26 protein-coding genes are annotated in these 26314 nt (G+C 72.2%); 8 read left to right on the top strand and 18 right to left on the bottom strand.

Annotated features, from left to right (window positions below; genetic code table 11):
• Positions 1–73: 73 nt before the first annotated feature.
• Both ACFCXS_RS18890 and ACFCXS_RS18885 read right to left on the bottom strand, forming a co-directional pair.
• Positions 74–901, bottom strand: a complete 828-nt coding sequence (locus ACFCXS_RS18890; RefSeq protein ID WP_376644469.1) for a class I SAM-dependent methyltransferase — start codon at positions 899–901, stop codon at positions 74–76.
• 69 nt (positions 902–970) lie between these two features.
• Complete coding sequence (locus ACFCXS_RS18885) at positions 971–1369, bottom strand: nuclear transport factor 2 family protein (RefSeq protein WP_376644468.1); 399 nt, start codon at positions 1367–1369, stop codon at positions 971–973.
• A 69-nt stretch (positions 1370–1438) separates the two neighbouring features.
• Here ACFCXS_RS18885 and ACFCXS_RS18880 point away from each other — a divergent pair, with 69 nt between their 5' ends.
• Both ACFCXS_RS18880 and ACFCXS_RS18875 read left to right on the top strand, forming a co-directional pair.
• Complete coding sequence (locus ACFCXS_RS18880; protein ID WP_376644467.1) at positions 1439–2002, top strand: PadR family transcriptional regulator; 564 nt, start codon at positions 1439–1441, stop codon at positions 2000–2002.
• 4 nt (positions 2003–2006) lie between these two features.
• A complete protein-coding gene (locus tag ACFCXS_RS18875; protein ID WP_376644466.1) occupies positions 2007–2732 on the top strand; it encodes a methyltransferase domain-containing protein in 726 nt (241 codons plus the stop codon).
• 20 nt (positions 2733–2752) lie between these two features.
• On the opposite strand, the gene ACFCXS_RS18870 is transcribed toward ACFCXS_RS18875, so the two are convergent.
• The 8 genes from ACFCXS_RS18870 to ACFCXS_RS18835 form a co-directional block, all read right to left on the bottom strand.
• Positions 2753–3574 (bottom strand): alpha/beta fold hydrolase, encoded by an 822-nt coding sequence (locus tag ACFCXS_RS18870; RefSeq protein WP_376644465.1) that lies wholly within the window; start codon positions 3572–3574, stop codon positions 2753–2755.
• Between the two features lie 55 nt (positions 3575–3629).
• On the bottom strand, positions 3630–4445 hold the full coding sequence (locus tag ACFCXS_RS18865) for a GntR family transcriptional regulator (RefSeq protein WP_376644464.1): 816 nt from the start codon (positions 4443–4445) through the stop codon (positions 3630–3632).
• A 130-nt stretch (positions 4446–4575) separates the two neighbouring features.
• Positions 4576–5742: a serine hydrolase domain-containing protein gene (locus ACFCXS_RS18860; RefSeq protein ID WP_376644463.1), complete on the bottom strand. Its 1167-nt coding sequence runs from the start codon at positions 5740–5742 to the stop codon at positions 4576–4578.
• Between the two features lie 111 nt (positions 5743–5853).
• On the bottom strand, positions 5854–6822 hold the full coding sequence (locus ACFCXS_RS18855; RefSeq protein WP_376644462.1) for an acetylxylan esterase: 969 nt from the start codon (positions 6820–6822) through the stop codon (positions 5854–5856).
• 114 nt (positions 6823–6936) lie between these two features.
• Complete coding sequence (locus ACFCXS_RS18850; protein WP_376644461.1) at positions 6937–7518, bottom strand: hypothetical protein; 582 nt, start codon at positions 7516–7518, stop codon at positions 6937–6939.
• A gap of 251 nt (positions 7519–7769) precedes the next feature.
• Positions 7770–8555 (bottom strand): ferredoxin reductase, encoded by a 786-nt coding sequence (locus tag ACFCXS_RS18845; protein WP_376644460.1) that lies wholly within the window; start codon positions 8553–8555, stop codon positions 7770–7772.
• A complete protein-coding gene (locus tag ACFCXS_RS18840) occupies positions 8548–9153 on the bottom strand; it encodes a sulfite oxidase-like oxidoreductase (protein WP_376644459.1) in 606 nt (201 codons plus the stop codon). Before ACFCXS_RS18840 ends, ACFCXS_RS18845 begins: the two co-directional genes overlap by 8 nt.
• Before the next feature lie 87 nt (positions 9154–9240).
• Complete coding sequence (locus ACFCXS_RS18835; RefSeq protein ID WP_376644458.1) at positions 9241–9717, bottom strand: MarR family winged helix-turn-helix transcriptional regulator; 477 nt, start codon at positions 9715–9717, stop codon at positions 9241–9243.
• Positions 9718–9947: 230 nt separating this feature from the next.
• On the opposite strand from ACFCXS_RS18835, the gene ACFCXS_RS18830 reads away from it, so the two are divergent.
• Positions 9948–10784, top strand: a complete 837-nt coding sequence (locus tag ACFCXS_RS18830) for a putative protein N(5)-glutamine methyltransferase (protein WP_376644457.1) — start codon at positions 9948–9950, stop codon at positions 10782–10784.
• On the opposite strand, the gene ACFCXS_RS18825 is transcribed toward ACFCXS_RS18830, so the two are convergent.
• Positions 10756–12834, bottom strand: a complete 2079-nt coding sequence (locus ACFCXS_RS18825; RefSeq protein WP_376644456.1) for a SpoIIE family protein phosphatase — start codon at positions 12832–12834, stop codon at positions 10756–10758. The genes ACFCXS_RS18830 and ACFCXS_RS18825 overlap by 29 nt on opposite strands.
• 250 nt (positions 12835–13084) lie before the next feature.
• Between ACFCXS_RS18825 and ACFCXS_RS18820 the strand changes: the two genes are divergently transcribed.
• From ACFCXS_RS18820 to ACFCXS_RS18810, 3 genes are all read left to right on the top strand, one after another.
• The gene (locus ACFCXS_RS18820; RefSeq protein WP_376644628.1) at positions 13085–13453 is read left to right on the top strand and encodes a hypothetical protein; all 369 of its coding nucleotides are present in this window, start codon (positions 13085–13087) and stop codon (positions 13451–13453) included.
• 206 nt (positions 13454–13659) lie between these two features.
• Positions 13660–15675 carry an FAD-dependent oxidoreductase gene (locus ACFCXS_RS18815; protein WP_376644455.1) on the top strand — a complete coding sequence of 672 codons (2016 nt, stop codon included), beginning with the start codon at positions 13660–13662 and terminating at the stop codon, positions 15673–15675.
• A 28-nt stretch (positions 15676–15703) separates the two neighbouring features.
• The gene (locus tag ACFCXS_RS18810) at positions 15704–16255 is read left to right on the top strand and encodes a PadR family transcriptional regulator (RefSeq protein WP_376644454.1); all 552 of its coding nucleotides are present in this window, start codon (positions 15704–15706) and stop codon (positions 16253–16255) included.
• 146 nt (positions 16256–16401) lie between these two features.
• On the opposite strand, the gene ACFCXS_RS18805 is transcribed toward ACFCXS_RS18810, so the two are convergent.
• A complete protein-coding gene (locus ACFCXS_RS18805; protein WP_376644453.1) occupies positions 16402–16941 on the bottom strand; it encodes a hypothetical protein in 540 nt (179 codons plus the stop codon).
• A 170-nt stretch (positions 16942–17111) separates the two neighbouring features.
• Positions 17112–18095, bottom strand: coding sequence for a fibronectin type III domain-containing protein (locus ACFCXS_RS18800; protein WP_376644452.1), 984 nt, complete (start codon positions 18093–18095; stop codon positions 17112–17114).
• A 420-nt stretch (positions 18096–18515) separates the two neighbouring features.
• Between ACFCXS_RS18800 and ACFCXS_RS18795 the strand changes: the two genes are divergently transcribed.
• A complete protein-coding gene (locus tag ACFCXS_RS18795; RefSeq protein WP_376644451.1) occupies positions 18516–19214 on the top strand; it encodes a glycoside hydrolase family 75 protein in 699 nt (232 codons plus the stop codon).
• 76 nt (positions 19215–19290) lie between these two features.
• On the opposite strand, the gene ACFCXS_RS18790 is transcribed toward ACFCXS_RS18795, so the two are convergent.
• The 5 genes from ACFCXS_RS18790 to ACFCXS_RS18770 form a co-directional block, all read right to left on the bottom strand.
• A complete protein-coding gene (locus ACFCXS_RS18790; RefSeq protein ID WP_376644450.1) occupies positions 19291–19701 on the bottom strand; it encodes a PTS-dependent dihydroxyacetone kinase phosphotransferase subunit DhaM in 411 nt (136 codons plus the stop codon).
• Positions 19694–20293, bottom strand: coding sequence for a dihydroxyacetone kinase subunit DhaL (gene dhaL / locus ACFCXS_RS18785; RefSeq protein WP_362243899.1), 600 nt, complete (start codon positions 20291–20293; stop codon positions 19694–19696). The genes ACFCXS_RS18790 and dhaL overlap by 8 nt, the downstream gene beginning before the upstream one ends.
• 49 nt (positions 20294–20342) lie before the next feature.
• Positions 20343–21335 (bottom strand): dihydroxyacetone kinase subunit DhaK, encoded by a 993-nt coding sequence (gene dhaK / locus ACFCXS_RS18780; RefSeq protein ID WP_376644449.1) that lies wholly within the window; start codon positions 21333–21335, stop codon positions 20343–20345.
• Positions 21336–21556: 221 nt separating this feature from the next.
• Positions 21557–22522: a glycoside hydrolase family 6 protein gene (locus tag ACFCXS_RS18775; protein WP_376644448.1), complete on the bottom strand. Its 966-nt coding sequence runs from the start codon at positions 22520–22522 to the stop codon at positions 21557–21559.
• A gap of 99 nt (positions 22523–22621) precedes the next feature.
• Positions 22622–23914, bottom strand: a complete 1293-nt coding sequence (locus tag ACFCXS_RS18770; RefSeq protein WP_376644447.1) for a non-reducing end alpha-L-arabinofuranosidase family hydrolase — start codon at positions 23912–23914, stop codon at positions 22622–22624.
• Positions 23915–24382: 468 nt separating this feature from the next.
• Here ACFCXS_RS18770 and ACFCXS_RS18765 point away from each other — a divergent pair, with 468 nt between their 5' ends.
• Complete coding sequence (locus ACFCXS_RS18765) at positions 24383–26029, top strand: ricin-type beta-trefoil lectin domain protein (protein ID WP_376644446.1); 1647 nt, start codon at positions 24383–24385, stop codon at positions 26027–26029.
• Positions 26030–26314: the final 285 nt, after the last annotated feature.

The following is a 26314-nucleotide window of genomic DNA, read 5'->3' as shown; positions in this document are numbered from 1 at the left end:
ATGTACCACCGAAATCGGCGGATGCGGGTGAGCTTACCCGGAGGGGTGGGTCAGCGCGTGGCCGGGAGCCCGTTCAGCGCGTGGCCAGCAGCCCGTACAGCAACGGGATCCGCGGCTCGGGCAGGCGCCACCAGCCGGACTCCGTACGGACCATCCGCGGCCAGCGCGGCCAGGGGAGCTCGTCGCCCTCCCGCAGCCGCCGCACGGCGAGTCCCGCATCGGACAACGCGTTGAGGACCTCGCCCATTCCGTGCATCCACTCGTAGCTGTCCGTGGCGCCCTCGACGGCCGGACCGTCCGTGTAGGTGTGGGTCCCGTCGCGGTGCACCGGACCGGCGCCGCCCAGGTAGTCGTGGCGCAGCAGCAGCTCGGGTCCCTCGCCCGGGGCGGGCTTCGGCCCGAGCGAGTTGAGCAGCGGGTGGAACTCGACGATGTACAGCAGGCCGCCGGGCCGCAGGAGCCGCGCGATGACCCCCGCCCACCGGTCCAGGTCGGGGAGGTAGCACAGGGCGCCCTTGCCGGTGTAGACGACGTCGAACCGCCGCCCCTCCAGGGCCTCGACGGCGTCGTACACGTTGGCCCGGACGTACGTCACGGCCGTACCGGCCTTCGCCGCGATGTCCCGGGCGGCCGCCACCGACGCGCCCGAGAAGTCGAGACCGACGGCCCGGGCGCCGCGCCGCGCGAAGGCGATCGTCTCGGTACCGAGGTGACACTGGAGGTGGAGCACGTCGCGCCCGGCGAGCTCGCCGAGGTCCTCCCACTCGAACGAAGCGAACCAGCGCTCGGGTTCGAGGTCCTGGTCGAGGCCGTAGAAGCGGCTGGCGAGATGGACGGGCGTGCGGGCGTCCCAGTTCGCCTGGTTGGCCCTCATCAGCCGGTCGTGCTCGACGGACGTCATGAGGACATGAAACCGTGAACCGGCCGCGGGCGCAGGGAGAACGCGGGAACGGAACTCAGGACGTGTCGCTCAGAGAGAGCGGGTCCGTGCCTCCTCGGCGATCTTCTCGAACTGCTCGCCCATGGCCGCCGCGAGCGCCTGGGCCGCCGACAACGGTCGCACCATCACCGTGAACTCGTCGATGAGGCCGTCCTCGTCGACATGGATGAAGTCGCAGCCGCTGATCTCCCGGTCACCGACGCGCGCGGCGAAGACCAGGGCGTGGTCGCGGCCGTTCACGTCGTTGATCTCGCGCTCGTAGCGGAAGTCCTGGAAGACCTCGGAGACGGCACGCAGGATCGCGGCCGTGATCGCCTTGCCGGCGTACGGCTTGAACACGACGGGGCTGGTGAAGACGACGTCGGGCGCCAGCAGCGCCTCGGCGGCGTCGAGGTCGAGCTTCTCGATCGCCTCACGGAATGCACGCATCGAATCCGCCTTGGTCAATTTGTTGAGTAGGTGCGGAGTAGAATAATCACCTGTTGGTACGGTGTCCACATGTCTCTCAAGTACGCCGTTCTGGCGGCCCTCCTGGAGGGCGAGGCCTCGGGGTACGAGCTGTCCAAGGTGTTCGACGTGTCGCTGGCCAACTTCTGGGCCTCGACCCCGCAGCAGCTCTACCGGGAACTGGAGCGCCTCGCGCAGGACGGACTGATCGAGGCCCGGACGGTTCGCCAGGAACGGCGCCCCGACAAGCGCATGTTCACGCTGACCGAGGCGGGCCGCGAGGACCTGGGCTCGTTCGCCGCGGCGCCGCCCCGGCGGCCCACCGCCATCCGCGACGAACTCCTCATCAAGATCCAGGCCATGGACGGCGTGGACCCGGACGCGACCCGTGCGCTGGTCGAGGAGCGCGAGGCGTGGGCCCGGGCCAAGCTCGCCCGCTACCGGCGGGTGCGCGAACGCCTCCTGGCCGGCCGCAGCGAGGAGGAGTACCTCCGGGAGACCGACCGTGTCGGCCCGTACCTCACCCTGATGAGAGGCCTCGGCTTCGAGGAGGAGAACCTCCGCTGGTGCGAGCGCGTACGCGCCGTCCTGAAGCAGCGGGCTCCCCTAGGCTGAGCCGATGTTCAGCCCCGAAGGCCCCAGTCTGCGCGAACTCGCCGTCCAGGCACTGTCGTCCGTGGAGCGCGGCTACGACCTCCTCGCGCCGAAGTTCGACCACACGCCCTTCCGGACGCCCGACACGATCCTCGACGCCGTGGGCTCCGCCCTGCGGGCGGCCGGGCCCTTCGACGCCGGACTCGACCTGTGCTGCGGTACGGGAGCGGGCGTCGGGGTGCTGGCAGGGGTGTGCCGGGAGGGGGTCACCGGCGTCGACTTCAGCGCGGGCATGCTCGACGTCGCCAGGGAGCGTGTGCGGCCACAGGGCACGCAGGTCTCCTGGGTCCGGGCCGACGCCCGCGCCCTGCCCTTCGGGCCCGCCTTCGACCTGGTGGTGAGCTTCGGGGCCTTCGGGCACTTCCTGCCCCGCGAACTGCCCGGGCTGTTCGCGCAGGTCCGCTCCGTCCTGCGGCCGGGCGGCTGCTTCGCCTTCCCGCTGGTCGCCCCGCCCCGCCCGGTCTCGCCCGGCTACTGGGCACTGCTCGGCTTCGACACCGCCATGCGGGTGCGCAACGCCCTCTGGCGGCCTCCGTTCGTCATGTACTACCGCGCGTTCCGCCTCGGAGACGTACAGCGCGGACTCGAGGCAGCCGGTTTCGGCGTGGAGCTCCAGCCGCTCCCGGAGTTCGGGAGGCGGCCGGACGGCAGCCCCCGGGTGCGGCTCATCATGGCCCGGCTGCCGGGCTAGGCCCCGGCGCGAGGTGCTGGTCAGCCGCGCAGGAAGTTCAGCAGATCGTCGTTGAACGCCTTCTCGAAGTCGCCGACCAGGCCGTGCGGGGCGCCCGGATACACCTTCAGCGTCGCATCCTTGACGAGCTGGGAGGTACGGTGGGCCGAGGCGGCGATCGGCACGATCTGGTCGTCGTCCCCGTGCGCGACGAGCGTCGGCACGTCGATGTGCCCCAGGTCCTGCGTGAAGTCGGTCTCCGAGAACTGCGCGACGCAGTCGTAGGCACCCTTCAGACCGGCCTGCATGCTCCACATCCAGAACGCCCGCCGCACGCCCTCCGACACGGCGGCGCCGGGCCGGTTGAAGCCGTAGAAGGCCTCGCTCAGCTCCCAGTAGAACTGCGAGCGGTCTGCCGCGACCCCGGCGCGGATCCCGTCGAAGGCGTCCTTCGGCGTGCCCTGCGGATTGGTCTCCGTCCGCAGCATCAGCGGCGGCACCGCACCGAGCAGCACGACCTTCGCGACCCGCGCCGTCCCGTGCCGCCCGATGTAGCGGGCCACCTCGCCGCCGCCGGTGGAGTGGCCCACCAGGACCGCGTCGGTGAGGTCCAGTGCCTCGATCAGCTCGGCCAGGTCGTCGGCGTACCGGTCCATGTGGTTGCCCTGCCAGGGCTGGCCCGAGCGGCCGTGCCCGCGGCGGTCGTGCGCGATCGCCCGGAAGCCGTGCTCGGCGACCAGCCGGGCCTGCCCGTCCCACGCGTCCGCGTTGAGGGGCCAGCCGTGGCTGAACACCACGGGTTGCCCCGCGCCCCAGTCCTTGTAGTAGAGCTCGGTTCCGTCGGAGGTCGTGAACGTGGTCATGGGGATCCTCTCGAGGGTCGCCTGGGGGAGCCGTGCCGTCTCTCGATGATCTCCGTCATCTCGCGGAACCCGCGTCGGCAGTCCGCCGAACGGGTGACGGGCCAGGGTCGGCCCCGGGTGCCGCGGCGCGGCCCGGCAGGGTGAACTCGTAGACCAGCGCGTCCTGCTGGGCGTCCACCACGAGATCGGTGATCTCCAGCGGGCGGGCGTACTGATCGTGCACCTGCCGGGTGACCCGTACCGACGGGGCGTTCGCGATGCGGGTGATGGCGTCGCGGTGGTGCAGGGTCAGACCGGCCCGGCGCATCCAGTCGTAGGCCCGCCGCAGTTGCGCGGCGGCGGTGCCGTCGGCGTGGTCGCGGTAGCGGTAGCGGGCCAGCTCCTCCACCTCCGCCAGCGCCACGGCGGAGAACGATGTCACCGCGGTCCGCAGGCCCTGCCCGTCGGCCGTCGCGTACCGGTAGCGGTGCATCAGGGTCGGGCGGCCGGGCGCCAGCTCCAGGGCCTCCGCATGGTCCGGCGGGGGTGTCTCCCAGGCGACGGTGGCACGGGCGACACGCCCCGGGGCCGCGGCCCCGGCGCCCACCGGGAAGGTGAGCGACGCCGGGGTCTCGACCGGCGGGCCGGGCAGGATGGCGTGACTGCCGCGCCGGTCGGTGGAGACCAGGCCGTCGCGGCGCAGCAGCTCCAGCGACTGCCGTACGGTCTCCCGGCTGACTCCCAGGTGAGCGGCCAACCGCCGTTCGCTCGGCAGTCGTTCACCGGGCGGGATGGTGCCGTCGCGCAGCTCGCCGAGCAGCGCGGTCGCGATCCGCCGGTACAGGGGCTCGTCCTCGGCCGACGGGTGGTCGTGCGGGGTGGTGCGGGCCATGCCGCCCCTCCTGTGGGTGACGTTGGGTGGCCGTTCGGGCTCGGTGCGCCACCAGATCTAGCATTGGTCTAAACCAGCTGGGAAGGGTGGCCGGGCGGTTCGGCCGAAACCGGCCCGCCCGCTCCCGCCCTCACAGCACGCCGTACAAGGCGTCGATCAGGGCCCTCTTTCGCGGGTCGTCGGCGATGCGCGAACCCATCCGGTTCATCACATAGCCCAGGGACACTCCGGCGTCCGGGTCGGCGAGCCCGCAGGAGCCGCCGGCGCCGTCGTGTCCGAAAGCGCGCGGGTTGGGGCCGTACGAGCCGTCGGGGCCGCTGAGCCAGAGTCCGAGACCGAGCTCCGTCTCGTGCTCGAAGCCGGCGCCGAGCACCAGGTCCCGGCAGCCGCCCTGCCCCTCGCGCACCCGCTCGGCGGCCTCGGGGGACAGTACGCGGTGGTTCCCGACGGAGCCGCGGCCCGCGAAGACGCCGTACAGTCCGGCGACGGCACGCGCGGTGCCGTGGCCGTTCGCCGCCGGGATCTCGGCGGCCCGCCACTGCGGGGTGTGCGCCGCGGCGGCGGACACCGCCGGATTGGTCAGCGCGGCGACGGCCGCCGGCGTCAACCGGGCGAAGACCGCCGCCCGTTCGCTGTCCGTCGCGGTCGGCGCCTGGACCAGCTCGGCCGCCCTGCCGAAGTCGCCTTCCGGCAGGCCGATGCGGAAGTCGATGCCGAGCGGCCCCGTCACCTCCCGTGCCAGGAAGGCCCCCGGCCGCAGCCCCGACACCCGGCGTACGACCTCGCCGACCAGATGGCCGTAGGTCAGCGCGTGATAGCCGGACCGGGTGCCCGGTTCCCACCAGGGCTCGGTGGCCGCGAGCCGCTGCGTGGTCAGCTCCCAGTCGCAGAGCTGCTCCAGCGAGTGCGGCTCACGCAGGCCGGCCAGACCGGCGCGGTGCGACAGCAGATGCCGCACGAGGACCTTCTCCTTGCCCGCGGCGGCGAACTCGGGCCAGTACCGGGCCACCGGCGCGTCCAGGTCGAGCAGTCCGCGATCGGCGAGGATGTGCGCGCACAGCGCCACCGGCCCCTTGGAGGTGGACCACACGTTGACCAGGGTGTCCCGCTCCCACGGCCGGGAGCGCGCCGCGTCGGCCCAGCCGCCCCACAGATCCACCACGGTCCGGCCGCCGACGGTGACGGCCACCGCGGCGCCCAGTTCACCGCGCTCCCGGAAATTCTCCTCGAACGCCCGGCGCACCGCCGTGAACGCCGCGTCGCAGTGACCGTGCACCTGTGTCCCGATCTCGGACATGAACCCCTCCGCGTACCGCCCCGGGCCCGGACCGCCGCGTCGCGGCCCGGGCGCGATGAACGTACCGACCGGTCGGACCGAGGGGAAGCCCGGCGGAGGGGAACGGCCGGATCAGATGTACGAGCGCATCCAGCGCAGCTTGGCCGCCTGCTGGAAGGGACCGCCACCCTCGTGGTCGTTGAAGTCGTAGACCTCGATCGCCTTGTCCTCGTGGCCCCAGGCGTTGAAGGCCGCGAAGACGGTCGAGGGCGGGCAGGTCTGGTCCTCCAGAGCGGCCGAGAAGAGCGCCGGGGCCCGGCCGCGGGCGGCGAAGTGGACGCCGTCGAAGTAGGACACCGTGCGCAGGGCGTCCTCCGTGCGGCCTCGGTGGGTCTTGAGGTAGAGACCGATCTCCCGGTACGGGTGCCGGTCCGTGATCGTCGCCGCACGCGGGAAGTCGCACAGGAACGGCACGTCCGGCGCTATGCCCGCCAGGTCCGGGACGAGTCCGCCGACCGCGATGGTGATGCCGCCGCCCTGGCTGGAACCGACGGCCACCGTGCGCGCCGGGTCGGTGAGCGGATGGGAGCGGGCCGCCTCCACGGCACGCACCGCGTCCGTGTACACCCGGCGGTAGTAGTAGTTCTCCGGGGCGTCGATGCCGCGCGTCATGAAGCCGGGGTACGCGGGCGCGCCCCCCACCGGGTCCGCCGTGCCGCCGCCCCCGCCCCAGCCGCTGCCCTGCCCGCGGGTGTCCATCACGAAGTGCGCCCGGCCCGAGGACGCCCACAGCAGGTGCTCGTGCGGGAGCCCGCGCCCGCCCCCGTAGCCGATGTACTCCACCACGAGCGGCAGCGGCCCGTCCGCGCCGGCCGGGAGCGTCAGCCAGCCCTTGACCGGGTGGCCGCCGAAACCGGCGAAGGTCACGTCGAAGACCTGGACGGTGGACAGGCCCGTGTCGACCGGTTCGAAGCGGGCGTCCAGGTCGTGCCGGCGAGCCTCCTGGAGGGTCTTGGACCAGAAGGCGTCGAAGTCCTCGGGCTCGGCGGCCGCGCTGCGGTACTCGCGGAGCTCGTCGAGCGGAAGGTCGAACAGGGCCATGCAGGACCGCCTTGGGTGAGAAGCAGCTACAGGGGCAGTGCGGATGATCACACTACGTCCGTGGCCGGAGGACTGGCCAGGCGTTTCCTCCGATGCCCCGGGCCCCGCGCGCCGTCACGCGTTGCGATGCGTCCACTCCGGTTCGATACGGGCCCACGCCCGGTCCCACTCGGCCATCCGGCGCCGCAACGCCACCCGTCGCACGAGCAGGTGCCCGAGGAGCACCACGGCCACCGCACCGCCCGTGGCGCAGGCGCCGATGGTGAGGGTGTGTTCCCAGACCGCCGTTTCGTCCACCGGTGGCAGCACACTGCGTCCCTGGCGGTCGAACCAGACGTCCACCCGGTCGCCGCGCCGGGAGTCCGCGGGCACCCGGGCCGTCGATGTGTGTGTGGCGCCGCCCGGATCCGTCCAGCGCACGGTGGCCCGGTACGCGTGCTGTCCGCCGGCCCGTACCGACGGCAGGGAGTCGTTCCCGCCGATCACCTCGGCCCGGACCCGATGCCGCTCGGCCCGCTGTTCGATCGACAGCGACCGTGCCTCGCCATGCGCCCACCAGGCGGCGGCCGTCCCGGCCAGGGGCGCGCCCACGAGGACGAGAACGGCGACCACCAGCACCGTCCACGCTTCGACGACGTCCGACCGGCGCCCCAGCGGACCGCGCCGCCGGCGCCAACCGTGCATCAGCGTGCGCATGCCCACCTCCTCGCCGTCACCGCGGGGGAGGGCCGGACCGGCCGTGCGGTGCACCGCCGCTCCCCGCGCATCACCTCACGCGTACGCGTGCCCTACGGATGGGATACCCCCTCCGGCGCCCGTCGATCGCTTCACGTCCGAGGGGGCGTCCCGCGAAAATCATGAACGCCCGCCACATCCACGCACAGCAGCGGCGGGCAGCCGCACCCCTTCGCCTGGGTGCCCGGCGCGCGCGGGGCGAAACACCCGGGTCAGCCGAAGCGCTCGATGCGGATCCGGTCCACCGGCTGACCTGCCGTCACCAGCAGGCGCGAGGCATGCTCGGCGAAGGAGTTCGAGCCGCACACATATGCCTCCCACCCACCGGAAGGCTGCTCGGCCAGGAGTGGCGCCACATGTGCGGCCGCCATACGTCCGACCGCCGCACCCTCCGGCGCGCTCCGGGTGAAGACGGTGGTGGTCTCCGCACCCAACTCCCGGGCGTAGATGAGGTCCTCGGGACTGCGCGCGGACACCACCAGCCGCAGCGGCACGGTCAGGTTCCGTGCCCGGTGGTGCCGGACCATCGACATCAGCGGCACGACACCGGAGCCTGCGCCGACCAGCAGCGCGGGGCGGTCGCCGGGCCAGGCGAAGAAGCCGCTCACCGGGCCGCGCACCTCGACCCGGTCGCCGGGCCGGGCGACGGTGTGGAACCAGCCCGAGACCTCGCCGCCCTCGACGTGGTCCAGGGTCAGCTCGACCTGCCCGGAGTCGTCGGGCGCCGACGCGATCGAGTAGTGCCGCTGGGCGGCGTAGCCGTCCTCGGCGGTCAGCCGGACCATCAGGTGCTGGCCGGGCAGATGCCCCGGCCAGCCCGGCACGGAGAGCCGGAAGGTGGACACACGCGGCGTCTCGCGGCGGACCTCCACGACGGTGGCGGTCTGCCACTCGGACGCGGCCTGCTCGTTCACCGCGATGCGCCCGGGCACGGCGAACCGCGTGGGCGGCACGAAGGTCTCCGTGGCGGCGGTCTCTGTCACGGCGGTCTCAGTCACCGGAGTACCTCTGCTCCTCCCAGGGGTTGCCCCGCTCGTGATACCCGTTGCGCTCCCAGAAGCCTGGCTCGTCGTGGTCGAGGATCCGCAGACCCGCGATCCACTTGGTGCTCTTCCAGAAGTACAGATGCGGCACCAGCAGCCGGGCCGGGCCGCCGTGCTCGGGGGCGAGCGGCTGCCCGTCGTACTCCCAGGCGATCCAGGCGCGCCCGCCGGTCAGGTCGGCGAGCGGGAGGTTGGCGGTGTAGCCGGTGTGCGAGTAGGCGACGGCATGGGTGGCCGACTCATGGGGCCGTACCACGTCCAGGAATGCGTCCAGGGACACGCCCGCGAAGCGCACCCCGAACTTCGACCAGCTGGTGACGCAGTGGATGGCGCCCTCGTAAGCCGACTTCGGCAGCCGGTGCGCCGCCTCCCAGTCCCAGGTGCGGGGCTCGGCCACCAGCCCGTCGACGCGGAAGGTCCAGTCGGCGGCCGCCAGCTCGGGAGTGACCTCGGCCGACAGCACGGGCCAGTCGTCGCCCGCGTCGTACTGGCCGGGCGGCAGGCCCGGGTCGGCGACGCGCGGGCGCCCGGTGAAGCCTCGGGTGATGTGCATGCGGTGGTGCCTCCGGGCCGGTCCGACGGTGCCCCGCCGGACCGGTGTGCTCGGTGTGTGCGTACTCAACCCTACGTGCCGGGTGTCCTAGTCCTGCCGGCCAAGACCCGGCGAGGCGTTGTAGCGCACGAGGTAGTCCGCGAACCGGCTCAGGTCCTCCGCGGGCCAGTCGGCCAGGCGCTCCCGGAACGCCGCGCGGCGGCTCTCGGTGACCTGGGCCAGGATGTGCCGCCCGGCCCCGGTCAGGTGCAGGACCTGGACGCGCTGGTCCGCCGCGTCGGGACGGCGCTCGATGAGTCCGGCGCGCTCCAGCCCCGCCACCTGGCGGCTGACGGTGGACTTGTCCAGCGCGTAGTGGACGGCCAGGTCGGTGGCCCGGCACCCACCGCTCTCCTCCAGGTGCCCGAGCAGCGTGTACGACACCAGTGACAGCTCGGGGTGCATCCGGCCCGCCGCGGCCCTGGCCCGGCGGGCGAAGACCGTCATCTCCCGCTGGATGGTCTCCACGGCGTCTGCGGTGTGCACAGGCCCTCCCTCGCCACGGTGCTGCTCGGCTCCTTCCATGGTTGCACAACCCAACCACCTGACCGGGTGCCGTCACGAGGGCGCGGCGGGCGGTGGGCCCGTCGGGTAGGGTTGCCGTCCGGCCGGTCAGGACCCGGCCGTCGGAAGCCGAGGAGGTGAGACCCATTACCGCTGTGTCAGCTCGGGTGCTCTCCTCTCGATGTCGCGCGGATCGCCGGTCGTAGCGATCGCCGGAGCGCCCTTCGGTTCCCGAAAGGCTCTGGGCTTCCATGCCGTCTGTGTCCGCTGTCCCCCCTTCCGCGCCGTCCTCACGTGACCGTGTCGTCCGCGCCCTGCGCGCCGCGGGCTGTGTCTTCGCCGAGGACGAGGCCGAGCTGATCCTCTCCGCCGCGCGCACCCCGGCCGAGGCCGCCGCCATGGTCGAGCGTCGCGTCGCGGGCCTGCCGCTCGAACTCGTCGTCGGCTGGGCCGGGTTCCGTGGCCTGCGCATCGCCGTCGCCCCGGGCGTCTTCGTGCCGCGCCGGCGCACCGAGTTCCTGGTCGAACAGGCCCTGGAGCGGGCGTCCGGCGCCGCCGTCGTCGTGGACCTGTGCTGCGGCTCGGGCGCCGTGGGAGCGGCGCTGGCCGCCGCGCTCGGCCCCGTGGAACTGCACGCCGCCGACATCGACCCGGCCGCCGTGCGATGCGCCCGCGGCAACGTCGCCGCCGCCGGCGGCCGCGTGCACGAGGGCGATCTGTTCGAGGCACTGCCCCGTGCGCTGCGGGGCCGCGTCGGCATCCTCGCGGCCAACGTGCCGTACGTGCCGAGCGACGAGATCGGGCTGCTGCCGCTGGAGGCCCGGGACCACGAGCCGCTGGCCGCCCTCGACGGCGGCACGGACGGCCTCGACGTCCTGCGCCGGGTCGCCGCGCAGGCGCCCGGCTGGCTCGCCCCAGGGGGCTGCGTCCTGGTGGAGACGAGCCGGCACCAGGCACCGGCCGCCGTCGAGGCCTTCGAGCGCGGCGGCCTCACGACCCACCTGGCCGTGTCGGAGGAGCTGTACGCCCACGTGGTGATCGGCGTCGCGCCGCAGCCGGTCAGTCCGGTGCGGTCGCCCGCGCGATGAGCAGGGCCACGTCGTCGAAGTTGTCCGGCTCGTGCAGTGTGCGCAGCAGCAGGTCGCAGACGTCCTCCAGCGGCAGGTCCGGCCCGTCGAGCAGGGACAGCAGTGTCTCGAGCCGTTCGTCGATCGGGTCGCGCCGGGTCTCGACGAGACCGTCGGTGTAGAACACCAGCCGGTCCCCGGGCTCGAGTTCGACGGTGGTCGTGGAGAAGGCGACACCGCCCACCCCGAGCGGCACCCCGGTGGGCAGGCCGAGCAGTTCCGGCGGCCGCCCGGCCCGGACCCGCACCGGCGGCAGGTGCCCGGCGTTGGCGATCCTGCACTGCCGAAGATGCGGGTCGTGGACGGCGTAGACACAGGTGGCGATGGCCTGTTCGAGGCCCGCGGTGATCTTGTCGAGGTGCTCCAGGAGCACGTTCGGGTCGAGACCGAGGGAGGCGAGGGTGTGGGTCGCCGTGCGCAGCCGCCCCATCGCCGCCGCCGCGGGGATGCCGCTGCCCATCACATCGCCCACGACGAGCGCCGTCCGGCCGCCGTCCAGCGGGATCACGTCGAACCAGTCGCCGCCGACCTCGCTCGTCGCCCCGGCCGGCTGGTAGCGGGAGGCGACCTCCAGTCCGCCCGTGACGGGCGGATGGCTGGGCAGCAGGCTGCGCTGCAGGGTGAGGGCGGTCTCCCGGGCGCTCTGGTACCAGCGGGCGTTGTCGATCTGCACGGCGGCCCGGGCGGCCAGCTCGCGCGCCAGCAGCAGGTCGTCCTCGCTGAACGGCAGAGGATTGCGGGTGCGCTTGAGGTCCAGTGCCCCCAGCACCTCTCCGCGCGCGATCAGCGGCACCGCCAGATACGAGTGCACCCCGGCCCGGCCCAGCAGCTCGGCCGCCTCCGGGGAGCGGGCGATGTGCACCAGGTCCTCGTCCTTGACCTCCGGCAGCATCACCGGGCTCGCCGTACGCACGCACCGGGTGACGAGCCGGTCCGGTGCGTACCGGGCGACCTGCCCGGGAGTGTCGGCCGCCTCCAGTGCCTCGGCGGACTCGTACCCCTGGACCGCCAGCGCGCGGATCACGGCCGACTCCGCGGGGCCCAGGCTGGTGCGCCGTCCCTGCACCACCGCGTCCAGCAGGTCGACGGCCGCGATGTCCGCGAGCTCCGGCACGGCCACGTCGGCCAGCTCGCGAGCCGTGCGGTCCAGGTCCAGCGTGGTGCCGATCCGCCCCGAGGCGTCGGCGATCAGGGCCAGTCGCCGGCGGGCCGCCTCGGCCTCGATGCCCGCCCGGTACTGCTCGGTGACGTCGACGATCGAGACGGCCACGCCCAGCACGGTCCCGAAGGCGTTCTCCAGCCGGTACAGCGAGACCGACCAGGCGTGGTCGTGGTGCGGGTCGGCCGGAGTACGGCCGATCGTGGACTGGTCGACGACCGGCGTGCCCGTCTGCAGAACCCGGCTTGTCGCGGCCTCCAGGGCGTCCACGTCCATCCGGGGCACCACCTCGCGAGGGGTGCGGCCCAGGTGCTCCGCGGCCGGTACGCCGTTGATCTTCTCCAGCGCCCTGTTGACCGAGACGTACCGCAGCTCGGTGTCCAGCACGGCGAGCCCCGTCGGGGACTGCGCGATCATCCGCGTCGACAGGGCCACCTCGCGCTCCAGCCGGCGCACGGTCCTCTGGTCGGCGCACAGCCCCAGCGCGTAGACGTCGCCCTGGTCGTCCAGCAGCCGCATGTTGCGGAACTCCACGAGCCGGGTGCCGCCGTCCTTGCGGCGGATCGGGAAGGCTCCCGCCCAGCTCTGTCCGGTGCCCATGACGTCGGCGAACAGCTTGACCACGAGGTCGACGTGCTCTTCGTGGACCATGATCCGGGCGGCGTACTGGCCGAGCGCCTCCTGGGCTTCGTATCCGAACAGTTCCTCGGCCTGCGGGCTCCACAGCACGATGCGGCCCTCGGCGTCCAGGACCACCGAGGCCACCCGCAGCACGTCCAGCAGCCCGCTCGGGCGCGCCGGTCCGCGCACCGGAGCGTCGCCTGCGGATTCGGGAGACCCGGCTGCACTCATCCCACGCCCGCCTTCGCCGTCCTCGCGGCACGCCGTCGTGTGCCGACACCCCAAGTTCTACCGCGCGGAGCCGTGTCCCGGCGGCCCCTTCCGTCACCTTCCACCATCTCCCACCACGGCGCGGACCGCCCCGCAAAACCGTCACCGGATCGACCGCACCGGCCGGTAGTGCTCGCCGGAAGGTGGTGCTTTGCTGGGGTAGGGGCGGATACGGCAGCCGGTGGCCTCGAGAGGATTGATCACGATGGCGATGGACCACGAGCGACCGCACCCCCACTCCGTCTCGGTGGAGATCAGCGGGTGCAGCAAGTACGACGCCCGGATCGTGTTCGACGCACTGTGCTCCTGCTTCGAGTCCGACCGGTGTGCCGACGACGTGCCCGAGGAACTGCACGAGACCCGCCCGACCGTGTGGCTCGGCACCTTCGACGTAGCCGACGAGCACGAGGGCACGCGGCCGGTTCACCTGGCGTCCTCCGTCGAGGCCGACCTGCACGGCGGCTACTGGGCGATCGAACGGTTCCGCACGACCCTGGACTCGCTGTTCGACGTGCATGATCTCAGCACGGTCTCCGGCGACCAGGAGAAGGAACTGCACGTGCGGCTGCAGAGCCGCTGACGGCCTCCTGGTTCTTTTCCCCCGTAGCGCGCCCAGGGCCGCCCTCAGGCCGGCGGCACCTCGGCGCGGTGTCCACGCATGCGGACAGCGGTCGCAGGGCCCCGGTCGTGGCCCTGCTGTGCCCTCCATCACGTTATGCAACTAGTTGCATAAACCGCCGGTAGTCCTCTACAACTACAGGCACGACACCGCGCACGGAGGGCCCGATGAGCCGTTACCCGCACCTGCTGACCCCCCTCGACCTGGGCTTCACGACCCTGCCCAACCGGGTCCTCATGGGCTCCATGCACGTCGGCCTGGAGGAAGCAGAGGGCGGCTTCGCGCGCATGGCCGCCTTCTACGCCGCCCGCGCCCGCGGGGGAGTGGGCCTGATCGTCACCGGCGGCATCGCCCCCAACGACGAGGGGCGGCCCTACGAGGGCGGCGCCAAGCTCACCACCGAGGAGGAGGCCGAGCAGCACCGGGTCATCACCGACGCCGTGCACCGCGAGGGCGGGCGGATCGCGATGCAGATCCTGCACTTCGGCCGGTACGCCTACCACAAGGACCTCGTCGCCCCGAGCCCCGTCCAGGCGCCGATCAGCCCCTTCCCGCCCCGCGAACTCACCGACGCCGACATCGAGCGGACCATCGACGACTACGCCCGCGCCGCCCGCCTCGCCCGGCAGGCCGGCTACGACGGTGTCGAGATCATGGGCTCCGAGGGCTACCTCATCAACGAGTTCATCGCGCAGCAGACCAACCACCGCACCGACGGCTGGGGTGGCTCCTACGAGAACCGCACGCGCTTCCCGCTGGAGATCGTGCGCCGGGTGCGCGAGGCCGTCGGCGAGGACTTCATCGTCATCTACCGGCTGTCCATGCTCGACCTCGTCCCGGGCGGCTCGACGCTCGACGAGGTCATCACCCTCGCCAAGGCCGTCGAGGCCGCCGGGGCGACGATCATCAACACCGGCATCGGCTGGCACGAGGCCCGCATCCCCACCATCGCGACCTCCGTGCCGCGCGGCGCGTACACCTGGGTGACCAAGCGGCTCATGGGCGAGGTGTCCGTCCCGCTCGTCACCACCAACCGCATCAACACCCCCGAACTCGCCGAGGAACTGCTCGCCGAGGGCGCCGCCGACATGGTGTCGATGGCCCGCCCGATGCTCGCCGACCCCGACTTCGTCACCAAGGCCGCCGCCGGCCGCCCCGAGGCGATCAACACCTGCATCGGCTGCAACCAGGCCTGCCTCGACCACACCTTCAGCGGCCTGATCACCTCCTGCCTGGTCAACCCGCGCGCCTGCCACGAGACCGAGCTGGTGCTCTCCCCGACCCGGCTGCGCAAGCGCGTCGCGGTCGTCGGCGCCGGCCCGGCCGGCCTCGCCTGCGCGGTCTCCGCCGCCGAGCGCGGGCACGAGGTGACGCTGTTCGACGCGGCGAGCGAGATCGGCGGCCAGCTCAACGTCGCCCGCAAGGTCCCCGGCAAGCAGGAGTTCGACGAGACGCTCCGCTACTTCCGCACCCAGCTCGACTGGCACGGCGTCGACATCCGGCTGAACACCCCCGTCACGGTCGCGGAGGTCGACGGCTACGACGAGGTCGTCGTCGCCACCGGCGTCACCCCGCGCACCCCCGGGATCCCCGGCATCGACCACCCGAGCGTGGTCGGCTACCTCGACGTCCTGCGCGACGGTGCACCCGTCGGCGACCGGGTCGCGATCCTCGGCGCGGGCGGCATCGGCTTCGACGTCGCCGAGTTCCTCACCGACGGCGGCGACAAGGCCCACGAGGACCCGGCGACGTACTTCCGGCAGTGGGGCGTCGACATGGACTACAGCGGTCCCGGCGGCCTCGCGGCGCCCGAGCGGCCCGCCCCGTCGCGCACCGTGCACCTGCTCCAGCGCAAGACGTCCAAGGTCGGCGCCGGCCTCGGCAAGACCACCGGCTGGATCCACCGCACCGAGCTCAAGCACCGCGGCGTCACCATGGTCCCGGGCGTGCGCTACGACCGGATCGACGACGCCGGGCTGCACATCACCGTCGGCGAGGAGAGCACGGTCCTGGAGGTCGACACGATCGTGCTGTGCACGGGCCAGGAGCCGCGCCGCGGGCTCTACGAGGAACTGCTCGCCGCCGGGCGCAGCACACACCTCATCGGCGGTGCCGACGTGGCCGCCGAGCTGGACGCCAAGCGCGCCATCAAGCAGGGCACGGAGCTGGCAGCGGCCCTGTAGTGCGAGAAGGCGTCCCTAGGATGAGGCCATGTCACTCCCGCACGCGATCCTGACCGCCCTGCTCGAGAAGCCGTCGTCGGGCCTGGAGCTGACCCGCCGCTTCGACCGGTCGATCGGCTACTTCTGGTCGGCGACGCACCAGCAGATCTATCGCGAGCTCGGGAAACTGGAGGCCGACGGCCTCATCAGGGCCCTGCCGGCCGAGCAGCCGGCCCGCGGGCAGAAGAAGAGCTACGAGGTCCTGCCCGCGGGCCGCGCCGAGCTGGCCCGCTGGACCTCCGCCTCCCAGGACCCCAAGCCGCACCGCGACCCGCTGCTGCTGCGCCTCAGGGCGGCGGCCGTCGTCGGTACGGCAGGCCTGGAATCGGATCTGCGACGCCATCTGGAGCTGCACGAACGGCAGCTGGCGGAGTACGAGGAGATCGAGAAGCGCGACTTCCCACCCGGCCGGGACGGCACCGACGTCCGGCTGCGGCATCTCGTGCTGCGGGCGGGTATCGACCTGGAGACCTTCTGGACCCAGTGGCTCGGTCGTGCCCTGGCGGACGTCGCCGAACTCCCGGACGCCGAACCCACCTGACGGACCCGGCCGACCCGGACACGACATGACGGTGGCCCGGTCGTCCGGCACACGGCATGACGGCCGCCCGGTCGCCCCGGACACGACATGACGGCGGCCCACCCGCCCGGAGCGCTTCGGGGGAGCGGGCCGCCGTCCGTACCGGGTCAGAGCCGGTACGGCTTGTTGCGCCGGCGCAGGTACCAGGCCGTTCCGATCAGGCCCGCCCCGACCAGCGTGCCGCCCGCCACGAGCGTGAGGGTCCCGTAGTCCTTCGTGCTGCCGCCGACCCCGCCCATGACGCCACGGGACGCCGAGGCGGAGGGCGACGCGGACCGTGAGGGGGAGGGAGCGGTGGAGACCACGACGGACTGCGTGCCCGCGGTGGTGCCGTCCGAGCAGACGACGATGACCGTGTACGTGCCCGGGGAGACGTTCGACCAGGCCGCGGACTGACTGGTGGACGTCCCCGACAGCGTCACCTGGCGGCCCTGGGCGAAGCTGCCCTGACTGCTGGTGAGGAGCGAGGCGGTGCCCCAGCTGCCGTTGATCTGGGTGCACGAGCTGGTCGTGACCGACACCGTGGACCCGGTGGTGCTCACGGAGATACCCGGGCCCGCGACGGCGGGCACCGCGGCCAGGGTGAGGGGCAGCGCGGCGACTGCCACGGTCAGGCCGGAGCGGAGAACTGACGATGAGTAGCGCATGTGGACTGCCCTCCGGCGGCACGGTCGGCGGTACATCCCTTGAGCCGCCGAGGGTCGGGGAACGCCCGTGCTGCCTCGGAGTCAGCCAAGGCGCCCCCGGCCACGGCCGCACTCCGAGCGCCCCCGTGCAGGTGACGGGTTCCTCCGCCCGGCCGATGCCGCACAGGACGTCAGGACCCCGTCGTCACCGTCCGCTCCGCCGAGAGGCCTCCCCAGGTGCCGTCCGGCAGCATCGCCCTGATGCGGACCCGGTGGGTGACACCGGCTCTGCGTCCCACGTAGAAGCTGTAGGTGGCCCGGTCACGCGGGGCTCTGCCGCCGAACACGAGGGACGTGGCGGGCCGGCCGTCCAGCTCGATCCGGTACTCGGTGACCTCACCGTCCACGCGGGGCGGCACCCAGCTCAGGTCCAGGTGGTACGCCCCGTCCGCCCGGTGGCCCGTCGCCCGGAAGCCGATGGGGGCGGTGGCCCGGCCGTCGTCGGTGCCCGGGGTGGTGAGGCGGACGGGGCGGGTGGTGGGGGAGACGTTCCCGGCCGCGTCCCGGGCCCGTACGGTGAACGCGTAGCGCGTGCCCGGCCGCAGCCCCGTGAGCACCGTGGCCGTCCTTCCCGCGCCCACACTGTGGATCTTCGTGCCTCCCTGGAGGATGTCGTACGACACCACACCCCGGTCGTCCGTCGCGGCGGACCAGGACAGCCGGACCGCCCGGCTTCCCACCGCCCGGCCGCGGGGCGCGGACGGGCGGGCCGGCGCGGAGCGGTCGTCCGCCACGGCCGCGGGCGTCCGCGCCCGCACCCGGCGACTGTGCGGCCCGAGACGCCCGTCGGCGCCCCGCGCCCGCACGGAGAAGACGTACAGCGTGGAGGGGCGGAGCCTGGTGACATCCACCATGTGCTGCGAACCCGGCACTTCCTTGACCTTCGTGGTGCCGCGATACACCTCGTAGACGTCGGCCCGGTCGGTCGTGTTCCACATGACGTGCACGCTCGTCGCGCTGCCCGATGCGGCGGTGACCCCCGTCGGCGCCCCCGGCGCACCGCCGCCGTCGCCCTCCTGCGCCCCGGCCGGGCCGCAGGAGGCGGCCAGCGCGAGGGCTCCGCAGAGCGCCAGGCGGCGCAGGAGGAGGGAAGAGGGAGCGGAACGTCCTCGCACGACACTGCCTCCGTGGGGTGGTCGGCCGGCCGGTCGACGGCAATGGTCCGGACCAATATGACGCCGTTGGCGGGACCGCATCAAGAAGGCGTCCGGTCGAACATGGGCGGTCCGGCCGGGAAGGGCGTACGCCGGGCCGTGCCTGACCGCCCGGAAGCCGTGCCTGTGCTGAGCCTCACGGCCGAACCCCCCTTTCGGCAAAGGGGAGTTCGTTCCTGCGGTGCGCGGGCCGCTGTCATCGCGGAACTCGTGCCGGCCCGGGTGACCGGGCGGCCGGAGTCTTACGCGCAATCAGGCTCCCGGCCCCTGTCGGGGGTTGAGGACGTGAGCCGTCCGGCCCCTTATCGGTGGCCGGGTGATCGTCGCGGGAACAGATTGGGCTGAGTGCCCGTCAGGTTCCCGATGAGAGGCTCCCGTATCGTGCGTGTCCAGTCGCTCACCCTGGCCGCGGCCAGCGCCGCCCTGCTCGCCCCGACGACACCCCCCGCCGCCCACCCCCAGCCGGCGGTATGGCGCGAGAGTGCCGTGAGCGCCGCCGAACTGCTCGCCGGGGTGAGTGACTGCACTCCCGTCTCCCGGGGCCGCTTCCGCAGTGACAGCGACGCGCCCGCGGACATCCCCGTCTGCGGCACCCCCGACGCCGTGTTCTGGAAGGCCGACATGGACATCGACTGCGACGGCCGGCCCGGGCCCCGCTGCAACGTCCGCACGGACCCGTACTTCGCCGCCAGCACGGCCTACTCCCAGTCGGACGGCCGCCCGTTGAGCGCCGAACGCCTGCCCTTCATCGTCGTGCCCGCGCCGAGCCGCCGCTGGGACTACCGGGACCACGGCATCGGCGGCGGTTCGGTGGTGGCCGTCGTGTACCGCGACCGCGTGCAGTACGCGGTCGTCGGCGACGCGGGCCCCCAGGGCATCATCGGAGAGGCGTCCTACGCGACCGCCAAGGCCCTCGGCATCCGCGCCGACCCACACGGCGGCGGCGCACCCTCCGGCGTCACCTACATCGTCTTCAAGAACACCAGGGTGTCGCCCATCGAGGACCGCACCGCCGCCGTGACGGAGGGGGAACGAGCGGCGAAGCGGTTCGCCACCGGAAGCCGGACGGAGCGGAACTGAACGGCTGACGGCACCTCACCGGCAGGCCTGCGGCCGGGCGCACCGCCGTGTCGGCGTGCCCGGCCGCGACCCGCGCTCACACCTTCCGGTAGGAGTACGCCTCCGTGGCGGCCGCCTCCACCGCGGCCAGGTCCGCCCCCGTGGACGCCGTGACGACCGCCGCCACGGCCCCCTCCACGAAGGGGGCGTCCACCAGGCGCGTCCGCTCGGGGAGTTCGTCGCCCTCCGCCAGCAGCGCCTTCACCGTGAGCACCGCGCTGCCCAGGTCGGTCAGTACGGCGACTCCGGCACCGCGATCGACGGACGCGGCCGCCGCGGCGATCAGTTCGGAACTGGTGCCGAGCCCACCGCCCTCGGTACCGCCCGCCGGAGCGACGGGTACCGCCGGGCCGCCGCCCGCCAGCCCCTTCGCCAGCTCGGCGACCGACGCGGCCACCCCCGCGCTGTGCGACACCAGCACGATTCCCACCAGCTGCTCGTCACTCACCTGCGGCCTCCGCGAGTCCGGCGATCAGCAGCGCCGACGACGTGGCACCCGGATCCTGGTGGCCGATGCTGCGCTCGCCCACGTAGCTCGCCCGGCCCTTGCGCGCCTGCAGGGGCGTCGTCGCCACCGCGCCCTCCTCCGCGGCGGTCCGGGCCGCGGCGAACGAGTCGCCGAGCGCGTCCACCGCGGGCACCAGGGCGTCGATCATGGTCTTGTCGCCCGGGGCGGCACCGCCGAGCGTCATGACCGCGTCCACCCCCGCCCGCAACGCCTCTGCCAGCTGCTCCGCGCTGACCTCTTCGGCATCGCCCAGCGCCTTGCCGGTACGGCGCAGCAGCGTCCCGTACAGCGGCCCCGACGCGCCGCCGACCGTCGAGATCAGCTGGCGTCCGGCCAGGGTGAGGACCCCGCCCGGCGTGCCGGGGGCCTCCTTCTCCAGCACGGTCACGACGGCCGTGAACCCGCGCTGGAGGTTGCTGCCGTGGTCGGCGTCCCCGATGGGGGAGTCGAGGGCGGTGAGCCGTTCCGCCTCGCGGTCGACGGACGCGGCGGTCGCCGTCATCCAACGGCGGAAGAAATCGGCGTCGAGCACTGGATCTCCTTGCCTGGTAGGTACGTGGTGATCCTCTACCCCCTGTGGGTCACATGCCCCAGCGCAGGCCCGGGGTCTTGACGGGCGCGTCGTACAGTCGCAGCAGCTCCTCGTCGACCTGGCACAGGGTGAGCGAGGCGCCCGCCATGTCCAGTGAGGTGACGTAGTTGCCCACGAGGACGCGTGCCACGGGGACGCCGCGCTGGGCGAGCACCCGGTGCACCTCGGCGTTGAAGCCGTACAGCTCCAGCAGTGGTGTCGCGCCCATGCCGTTGACCAGGACCAGCACCGGGTTGCGCGGCTGGAGGTCCTCCACCACCGCCTCGACGGCGGCCTCGGCGATCTCGCCGGAGGTCATCATGGCGCGTCGCTCCCGGCCGGGCTCGCCGTGGATGCCGATGCCCAACTCCAGCTCACCGGGCGGCAGATCGAAGGTGGGGCTGCCCTTGGCCGGGGTGCTGCAGGCGCTGAGCGCGATCCCGAAACTGCGGGAGTTCTCGTTCACCTGCCGGGCGATGGCCTCGACGCGCTCCAGGGGCATCCCCTCGGCTGCCGCGGCGCCCGCGATCTTCTCCACGAACAGAGTGGCGCCCGTACCGCGACGGCCCGCCGTGTACAGACTGTCGGTCACCGCCACGTCATCGTTGACCAGGACCTTCGCCACCTGGATGCCCTCGTCCTCGGCCATCTCGGCGGCCATGTCGAAGTTGAGTACGTCCCCGGTGTAGTTCTTCACGATGAACAGCACGCCGGCCCCGCTGTTCACGGCGGCGGCCGCGCGCAGCATCTGGTCGGGCACGGGGGAGGTGAAGACCTCGCCCGGACAGGCCGCCGACAGCATGCCGGGGCCCACGAATCCGCCGTGCAACGGCTCGTGCCCCGAGCCTCCGCCCGATACCAGCCCCACCTGTCCGGCGACGGGAGCGTCCCGCCGCACGATCACCCGGTTCTCCACGTCCACGGTCAGCTCCGGGTGGGCAGCCGCCAGACCACGCAGCGCATCCGCGACCACGTTTTCCGGGACGTTGATCAGCATCTTCACGGGGTACCTCCTAGACGACCTAGTAGATGAGGCCTCCACTCCAGCTTCGCAGCCCACATCACGTTTGACCAGTTGTCGATCTTGGCTGGTCCCATCGGTCCGTCCCGGACCGATGGCGCCCTGCGGGCCGAGGCCGTCCGCGCCCGTGAAGGACGCGGACGGCCCCGGCCCGGTGCCGGATCAGCCGGGCAAGGAGCACCGGGCGCCCGTACGGCCCGGGATCAGTAGCCGTAGATCATCTTGTAGGCGACCTCGGGGAGGAACTGCCCGGCAGAGGAGCCGCCTCCCACGCCGCAGTTGCCGTCGGACTCGCCGGGAACTTTGATCCACAAAAGCATCTCGGCGCCTCCGCCCAGCCGGGTGGGGGTGCCGATCCGGCGGCCTGAGGGGTTGCACCACTGGCCGTTCGAGCCGTTGCCGTTGCGGCTGGTGTCCACGACGAACGGCTTGGTGTAGCCGTACCGGGCGCCGAGTTCCCGGTTGACGGCGTCGGCGTACGCGGTGTTCTCGGCCGTGGTGAGGTAGTTGGAGACGTTGAGCGAGAAACCGTGAGCCTGCCGGACACCGGCTTCGTGCAGACGCCGGGCCATGGTCGCCGCGCTCGCCCAGGCCGGGTTGCCGGCGTCGAGGTAGACCCAGGTGTTGGGGGCTCGGCGGTTGAACTCGGCGAGCGCACCGGTCAGCATGCTCTCGCGTTCGTCCACCTGTGCCTGGTTCATGCAGTCGTAGTCCCCGAGGGAGTCCGGTTCGAGGACGGCGACGGCCGGGCGGGCGCCGATCCCGCCCGCGAACTGGGAGATCCAGTTCGCGTAGGCGGACGGCGAGGAGGCTCCGCCCGCGGAGTGTCCGCCGCAGTAGTCACGGTTGTAGATGTTGTAGGCCACGAGGAGGGGCAGCTTGTCCCGGGCGTCCGCCGCGCCCGTGTACGCGCTGATTGCGGTGCCGATGCCGCCGCTCCAGGAGCCGAACCAGCGGGCCGTCGGGGTATTGGCGATGGCGGCGTTGATCGCGGAGGCCCGGCCGTCGCCGGAGTTGGCGGCGACCCATCGTTTCGCACTGGAGTCGGGGTCCACGTAGAACCCGTTGGTCATGGTCGTCGGGTCGGCCGCGTGCGCGGCCGGGGCGGCGGCGAGTGCCAGGGGCAGTGCGGAGAGCGCTGCCACCAGGGCGAGGAGTCTGCGGCGCATGACGGGGTACCTCGGCTTTCTGACGGGGGCGTGCGAAGGTCGACGGCGATCCGGTGAGGGGAGCACTCTCGTCTCAAGCGCTGCCCACGGCACGGTCGGTCAGCAGGAGGAGTTCGTCCGGGTGAGCAGCCCGAGCCGCCACGGGAGCAGGTTGTAGTCGCCGCCCGCGTTGGGGTTCATGCCCTGGTAGAGGTACTGGAGCCGGCAGGACGGGATGGTCATCGTCTGGTCGTGGCCGGCCCGGATCATCTCGCCGTGGCTGATGTCCCGGGTCCAGGCGCCCGAGGGGAAGGCCACGTTGCCGGCCCGCGCGAAGGGGTTGCTCTCGGACGCGGCCAGGGGGGTCCAGGAACCGGTCAGGCTGCCCGAGGTCCAGGACCGGAAGTAGCGCCGGCCGTCCGATCCGATGGCCTCGACGAGCAGCAGGTACTGGTTACTGCCCTGGACCTTGTACACGTTGCTCGCCTCGAACAACGCGTACTTGGAGTCCTGGGCCGCGATGACGGTGTTGGTGAACCCGTTCGGGAACTGACCGGTGGTCGTCTGCGAGCGGTACAGGTGTCCGTTGTCGTCGGAGGAGAACAGGTAGCAGTTGCCGCTGTCGCAGATCACCCACATGTCGACCCAGTCGCTGTCGCGGATGCCCCAGACCGTGATGCCGGTGCAGCGCGCGACGTTCATGCAGGCCCGCACCGTGTTCGCGTAGGCAGAGGCCGAAGCCTGTGCGATGTCCAGTTCGGTGATCTGGACGTCCACGCCGAGGGCGGCGAAGTTCGACAGCGTCGTCCGGAAGCTGCCGGGCGGGCCGCCGGTGCCGAAGTGGGCCTGGAGGCCGACGCAGTCGATGGGTACTCCGCGCGCCTTGAAGTCGCGCACCATGCGGTAGACGCCCCGGGTCTTGGCGTCGCTCCAGTTCTCGATGTTGTAGTCGTTGTAGCAGAGCTTGGCCGCGGGGTCCGCCGCCCGTGCCGTGCGGAACGCCTGCTCGATGAAGCCGCTGCCCAGCACGTCCCGGAAGACCGAGCTGCGCATCTGGCCGCTGCCGCCGTCCGCGAAGGCCTCGTTGACCACGTCCCAGGAGTGGATCCGGCCCTTGTAGCGGTTCATCACCGTGGTGATGTGGTTGTTCATCACGCCGCGCAGCGTGTTCGCGTCCCTGATGGCGTTGACCCAGCCGGGCAGTTGGGAGTGCCAGACCAGGGTGTGGCCGCGCAGTCGCTGTCCGCGGGCCTGTGCGCGGCTGGCGATCTGGTCCGCGCGGCTGAAGTTGAACGAGCCGCGGGACGGCTCGGTCGCGTCCCACTTCATCTCGTTCTCGGGAGTGACCGAGTTGAACTCACGGTCCAGGATGCCGGTGTACGTGCCGTCGCCGAGCCGTTTCAGTGGGTTCATGGTTGTTCCTCGTGGAGGGGTGGGGGGTTGCGTGGTGCGATCGGATCGCATGAGGGCGCGGGCAGCGAGCGCCTGTGTGGCGCGGTGGAGAAGGGCGACTCGGTGGCCCATGACCCTGGAGGTGCCTTGCCTCGTACGGGTGGAGCACTGCATCGGTTCGCTATGTCGAACATGCTTCGATGTGCCGAGCACCCTGGATGATAGGAGGCCCTTGAGCCCCGTCAATCCTTCTCGCATTATTCGATTTCGGCGTCGAAACATTCGGAGCCTGTGTGGCCAGATCGCCGCAGGTCCATCGCTTGCCCCGCACGGACGCCGACGCTGTTGACATGTTCGGGCCTCCGTCTACCATCCCAGGCATCACGAGTTTCGGAACGGCATGCGAAATTTTGAAACCCACGGGATGTCATGCACGTGACAGTCGCAGCGGTCACGGCTCATGGCACCCGTCCGGCTGAGGAGGCACCGGTGCCCAGACGATCAGGCGGACGACTGCTCCGCCTTCTCGCGACCACCGTGCTGACGGTCACCACCTCCCTGGTGGCCTTCGCACATTCCACCGCCGGGGCTGCGCCGGGCAGCCCGGCGCTCACTCCGCCGATGGGCTGGAACAGCTGGAACAGCTTCGGTTGCGGTATCACCGAGGCCCAGGTGCGCCAGGCCGCCGACACCATGGTGTCCTCGGGCATGAAGGACGCCGGATACCGGTACGTGGTGGTCGACGACTGCTGGTTCGACCCGCAGCGTGACGCGGCGGGCAACCTGCGGGCCAACCCGGCCAAGTTCCCCGGCGGGATGAAGGCGCTCGGTGACTACATCCACGGCAAGGGCCTGAAGTTCGGGATCTATCAGGCGCCCAACGAGAAGACATGTGCCCAGGGCGTGGGCACCTATCCCGGCTCGACGGGCAGCAAGGGGCATGAGGCCCAGGACGCCGCCACGTTCGCCTCCTGGGGCGTCGACTACCTCAAGTACGACTGGTGCTCCGGCAGTGGCACCCGTGACGAGCAGGTCGCGCGGTTCAAGCTGATGCGCGACGCCCTGCGCGCCACCGGTCGGCCGATCGTCTACAGCATCAATCCGAACAGCTTCCACGCCCCCACCGGCGACACCTACAACTGGGGCGAGGTCGCCGACCTGTGGCGGACGACCGAGGATCTGCTCGACATCTGGCAGAACAACAACACCAACAGCTACCCGATGGGCGTCGGCAACGTCCTGGACGTCACCGCGCCGCTGGCCGCTCAGTCCGGCCCGGGCCACTGGAACGACCCCGACATGCTGGTTGTCGGCCGCCCCGGCCTGTCACTGACCGAGTCCCGCTCGCACTTCGCCCTGTGGGCGCTGATGGGCGCCCCGCTCATGGCCGGCAACGACATCCGCTCCATGTCCTCCGACGTGAGTGCCATCCTGCGCAACCCGCGTCTGCTGGCGGTGAACCAGGACCCGTTGGGGGCGGGCGGGCGCAGGGTGCGCGACGACGGCAGCACCGAGGTGTTCGCCAAGCCCCTGTCCGACGGTTCGGTCGCGGTGGGTCTGTTCAACCGGGGCGCGGGTGCCGCGACGGTCACCACCACGGCCGCGCAAGCCGGCCTCACCGGCGGGTCGTTCACCCTCACCGACCTGTGGACCGGTGCCACGTCCAGCACCTCCGGCCAGATCTCCGCGAGCGTCCCCGCGCACGGTGTGGCCGTGTTCCGTGTCAGCGGCGGCAGCCCGCTGGCCTCCACCACCGCACGCCTGCGTGGTACCGGATCCGGCCGCTGCCTGGACGTGGATCGCTCCTCCACCGCCGCCGGATCCACCGTGGTGATCTGGGACTGCCACACCGCCGCCAACCAGCTCTGGACCACGTGGGCAGGAGGCGAGATCCGTGTCTTCGGCGACAAGTGCCTGGACGCCTACAACCAGGGCACGGCCAACGGCACCCGGGTCATCACCTGGCCCTGCAACGGCCAGGACAACCAGAAGTGGACCGTCGGCTCCGACGGGACGATCCGCAACGTCCACGCCGGACTGTGCCTGGACGTCGACGGGTCCGGCACCGCGGGCGGCACCCCGCTGGTCCTGTGGACCTGCAACGGGCAGGCCCAGCAGAAATGGAGCCGTGCGTGAAGTCGCCGGGTGCCCGGGCCCCGTTCGGGGCGAGACCCCCGTCGGTACGGAGGCATGGGCGGCCGCCGATCGCGCCGGGTCGGTGGCCGCGCGACCAGGGCCTCCTCATGCCATGCCCACACGAGTGATTCCGGCCCGGGCGGCCCGGCCGTGATGAGAGAGTCGGCTGCATGTCCACCTCGGTTCTCGTCCGCCCGGCCGCTGCGGCCGCTCTGGCCCTCGCCCTCACGGCCTCTCTCAGCGCCTGCGGTGACCTGCACGCCCCGGACTCGCGGACCGGGGCGG

This window comes from Streptomyces sp. NPDC056373 (assembly GCF_042262425.1).
Taxonomy (GTDB): domain Bacteria; phylum Actinomycetota; class Actinomycetes; order Streptomycetales; family Streptomycetaceae; genus Streptomyces.
This window is presented reverse-complemented; position numbering and strand designations above follow the sequence as displayed.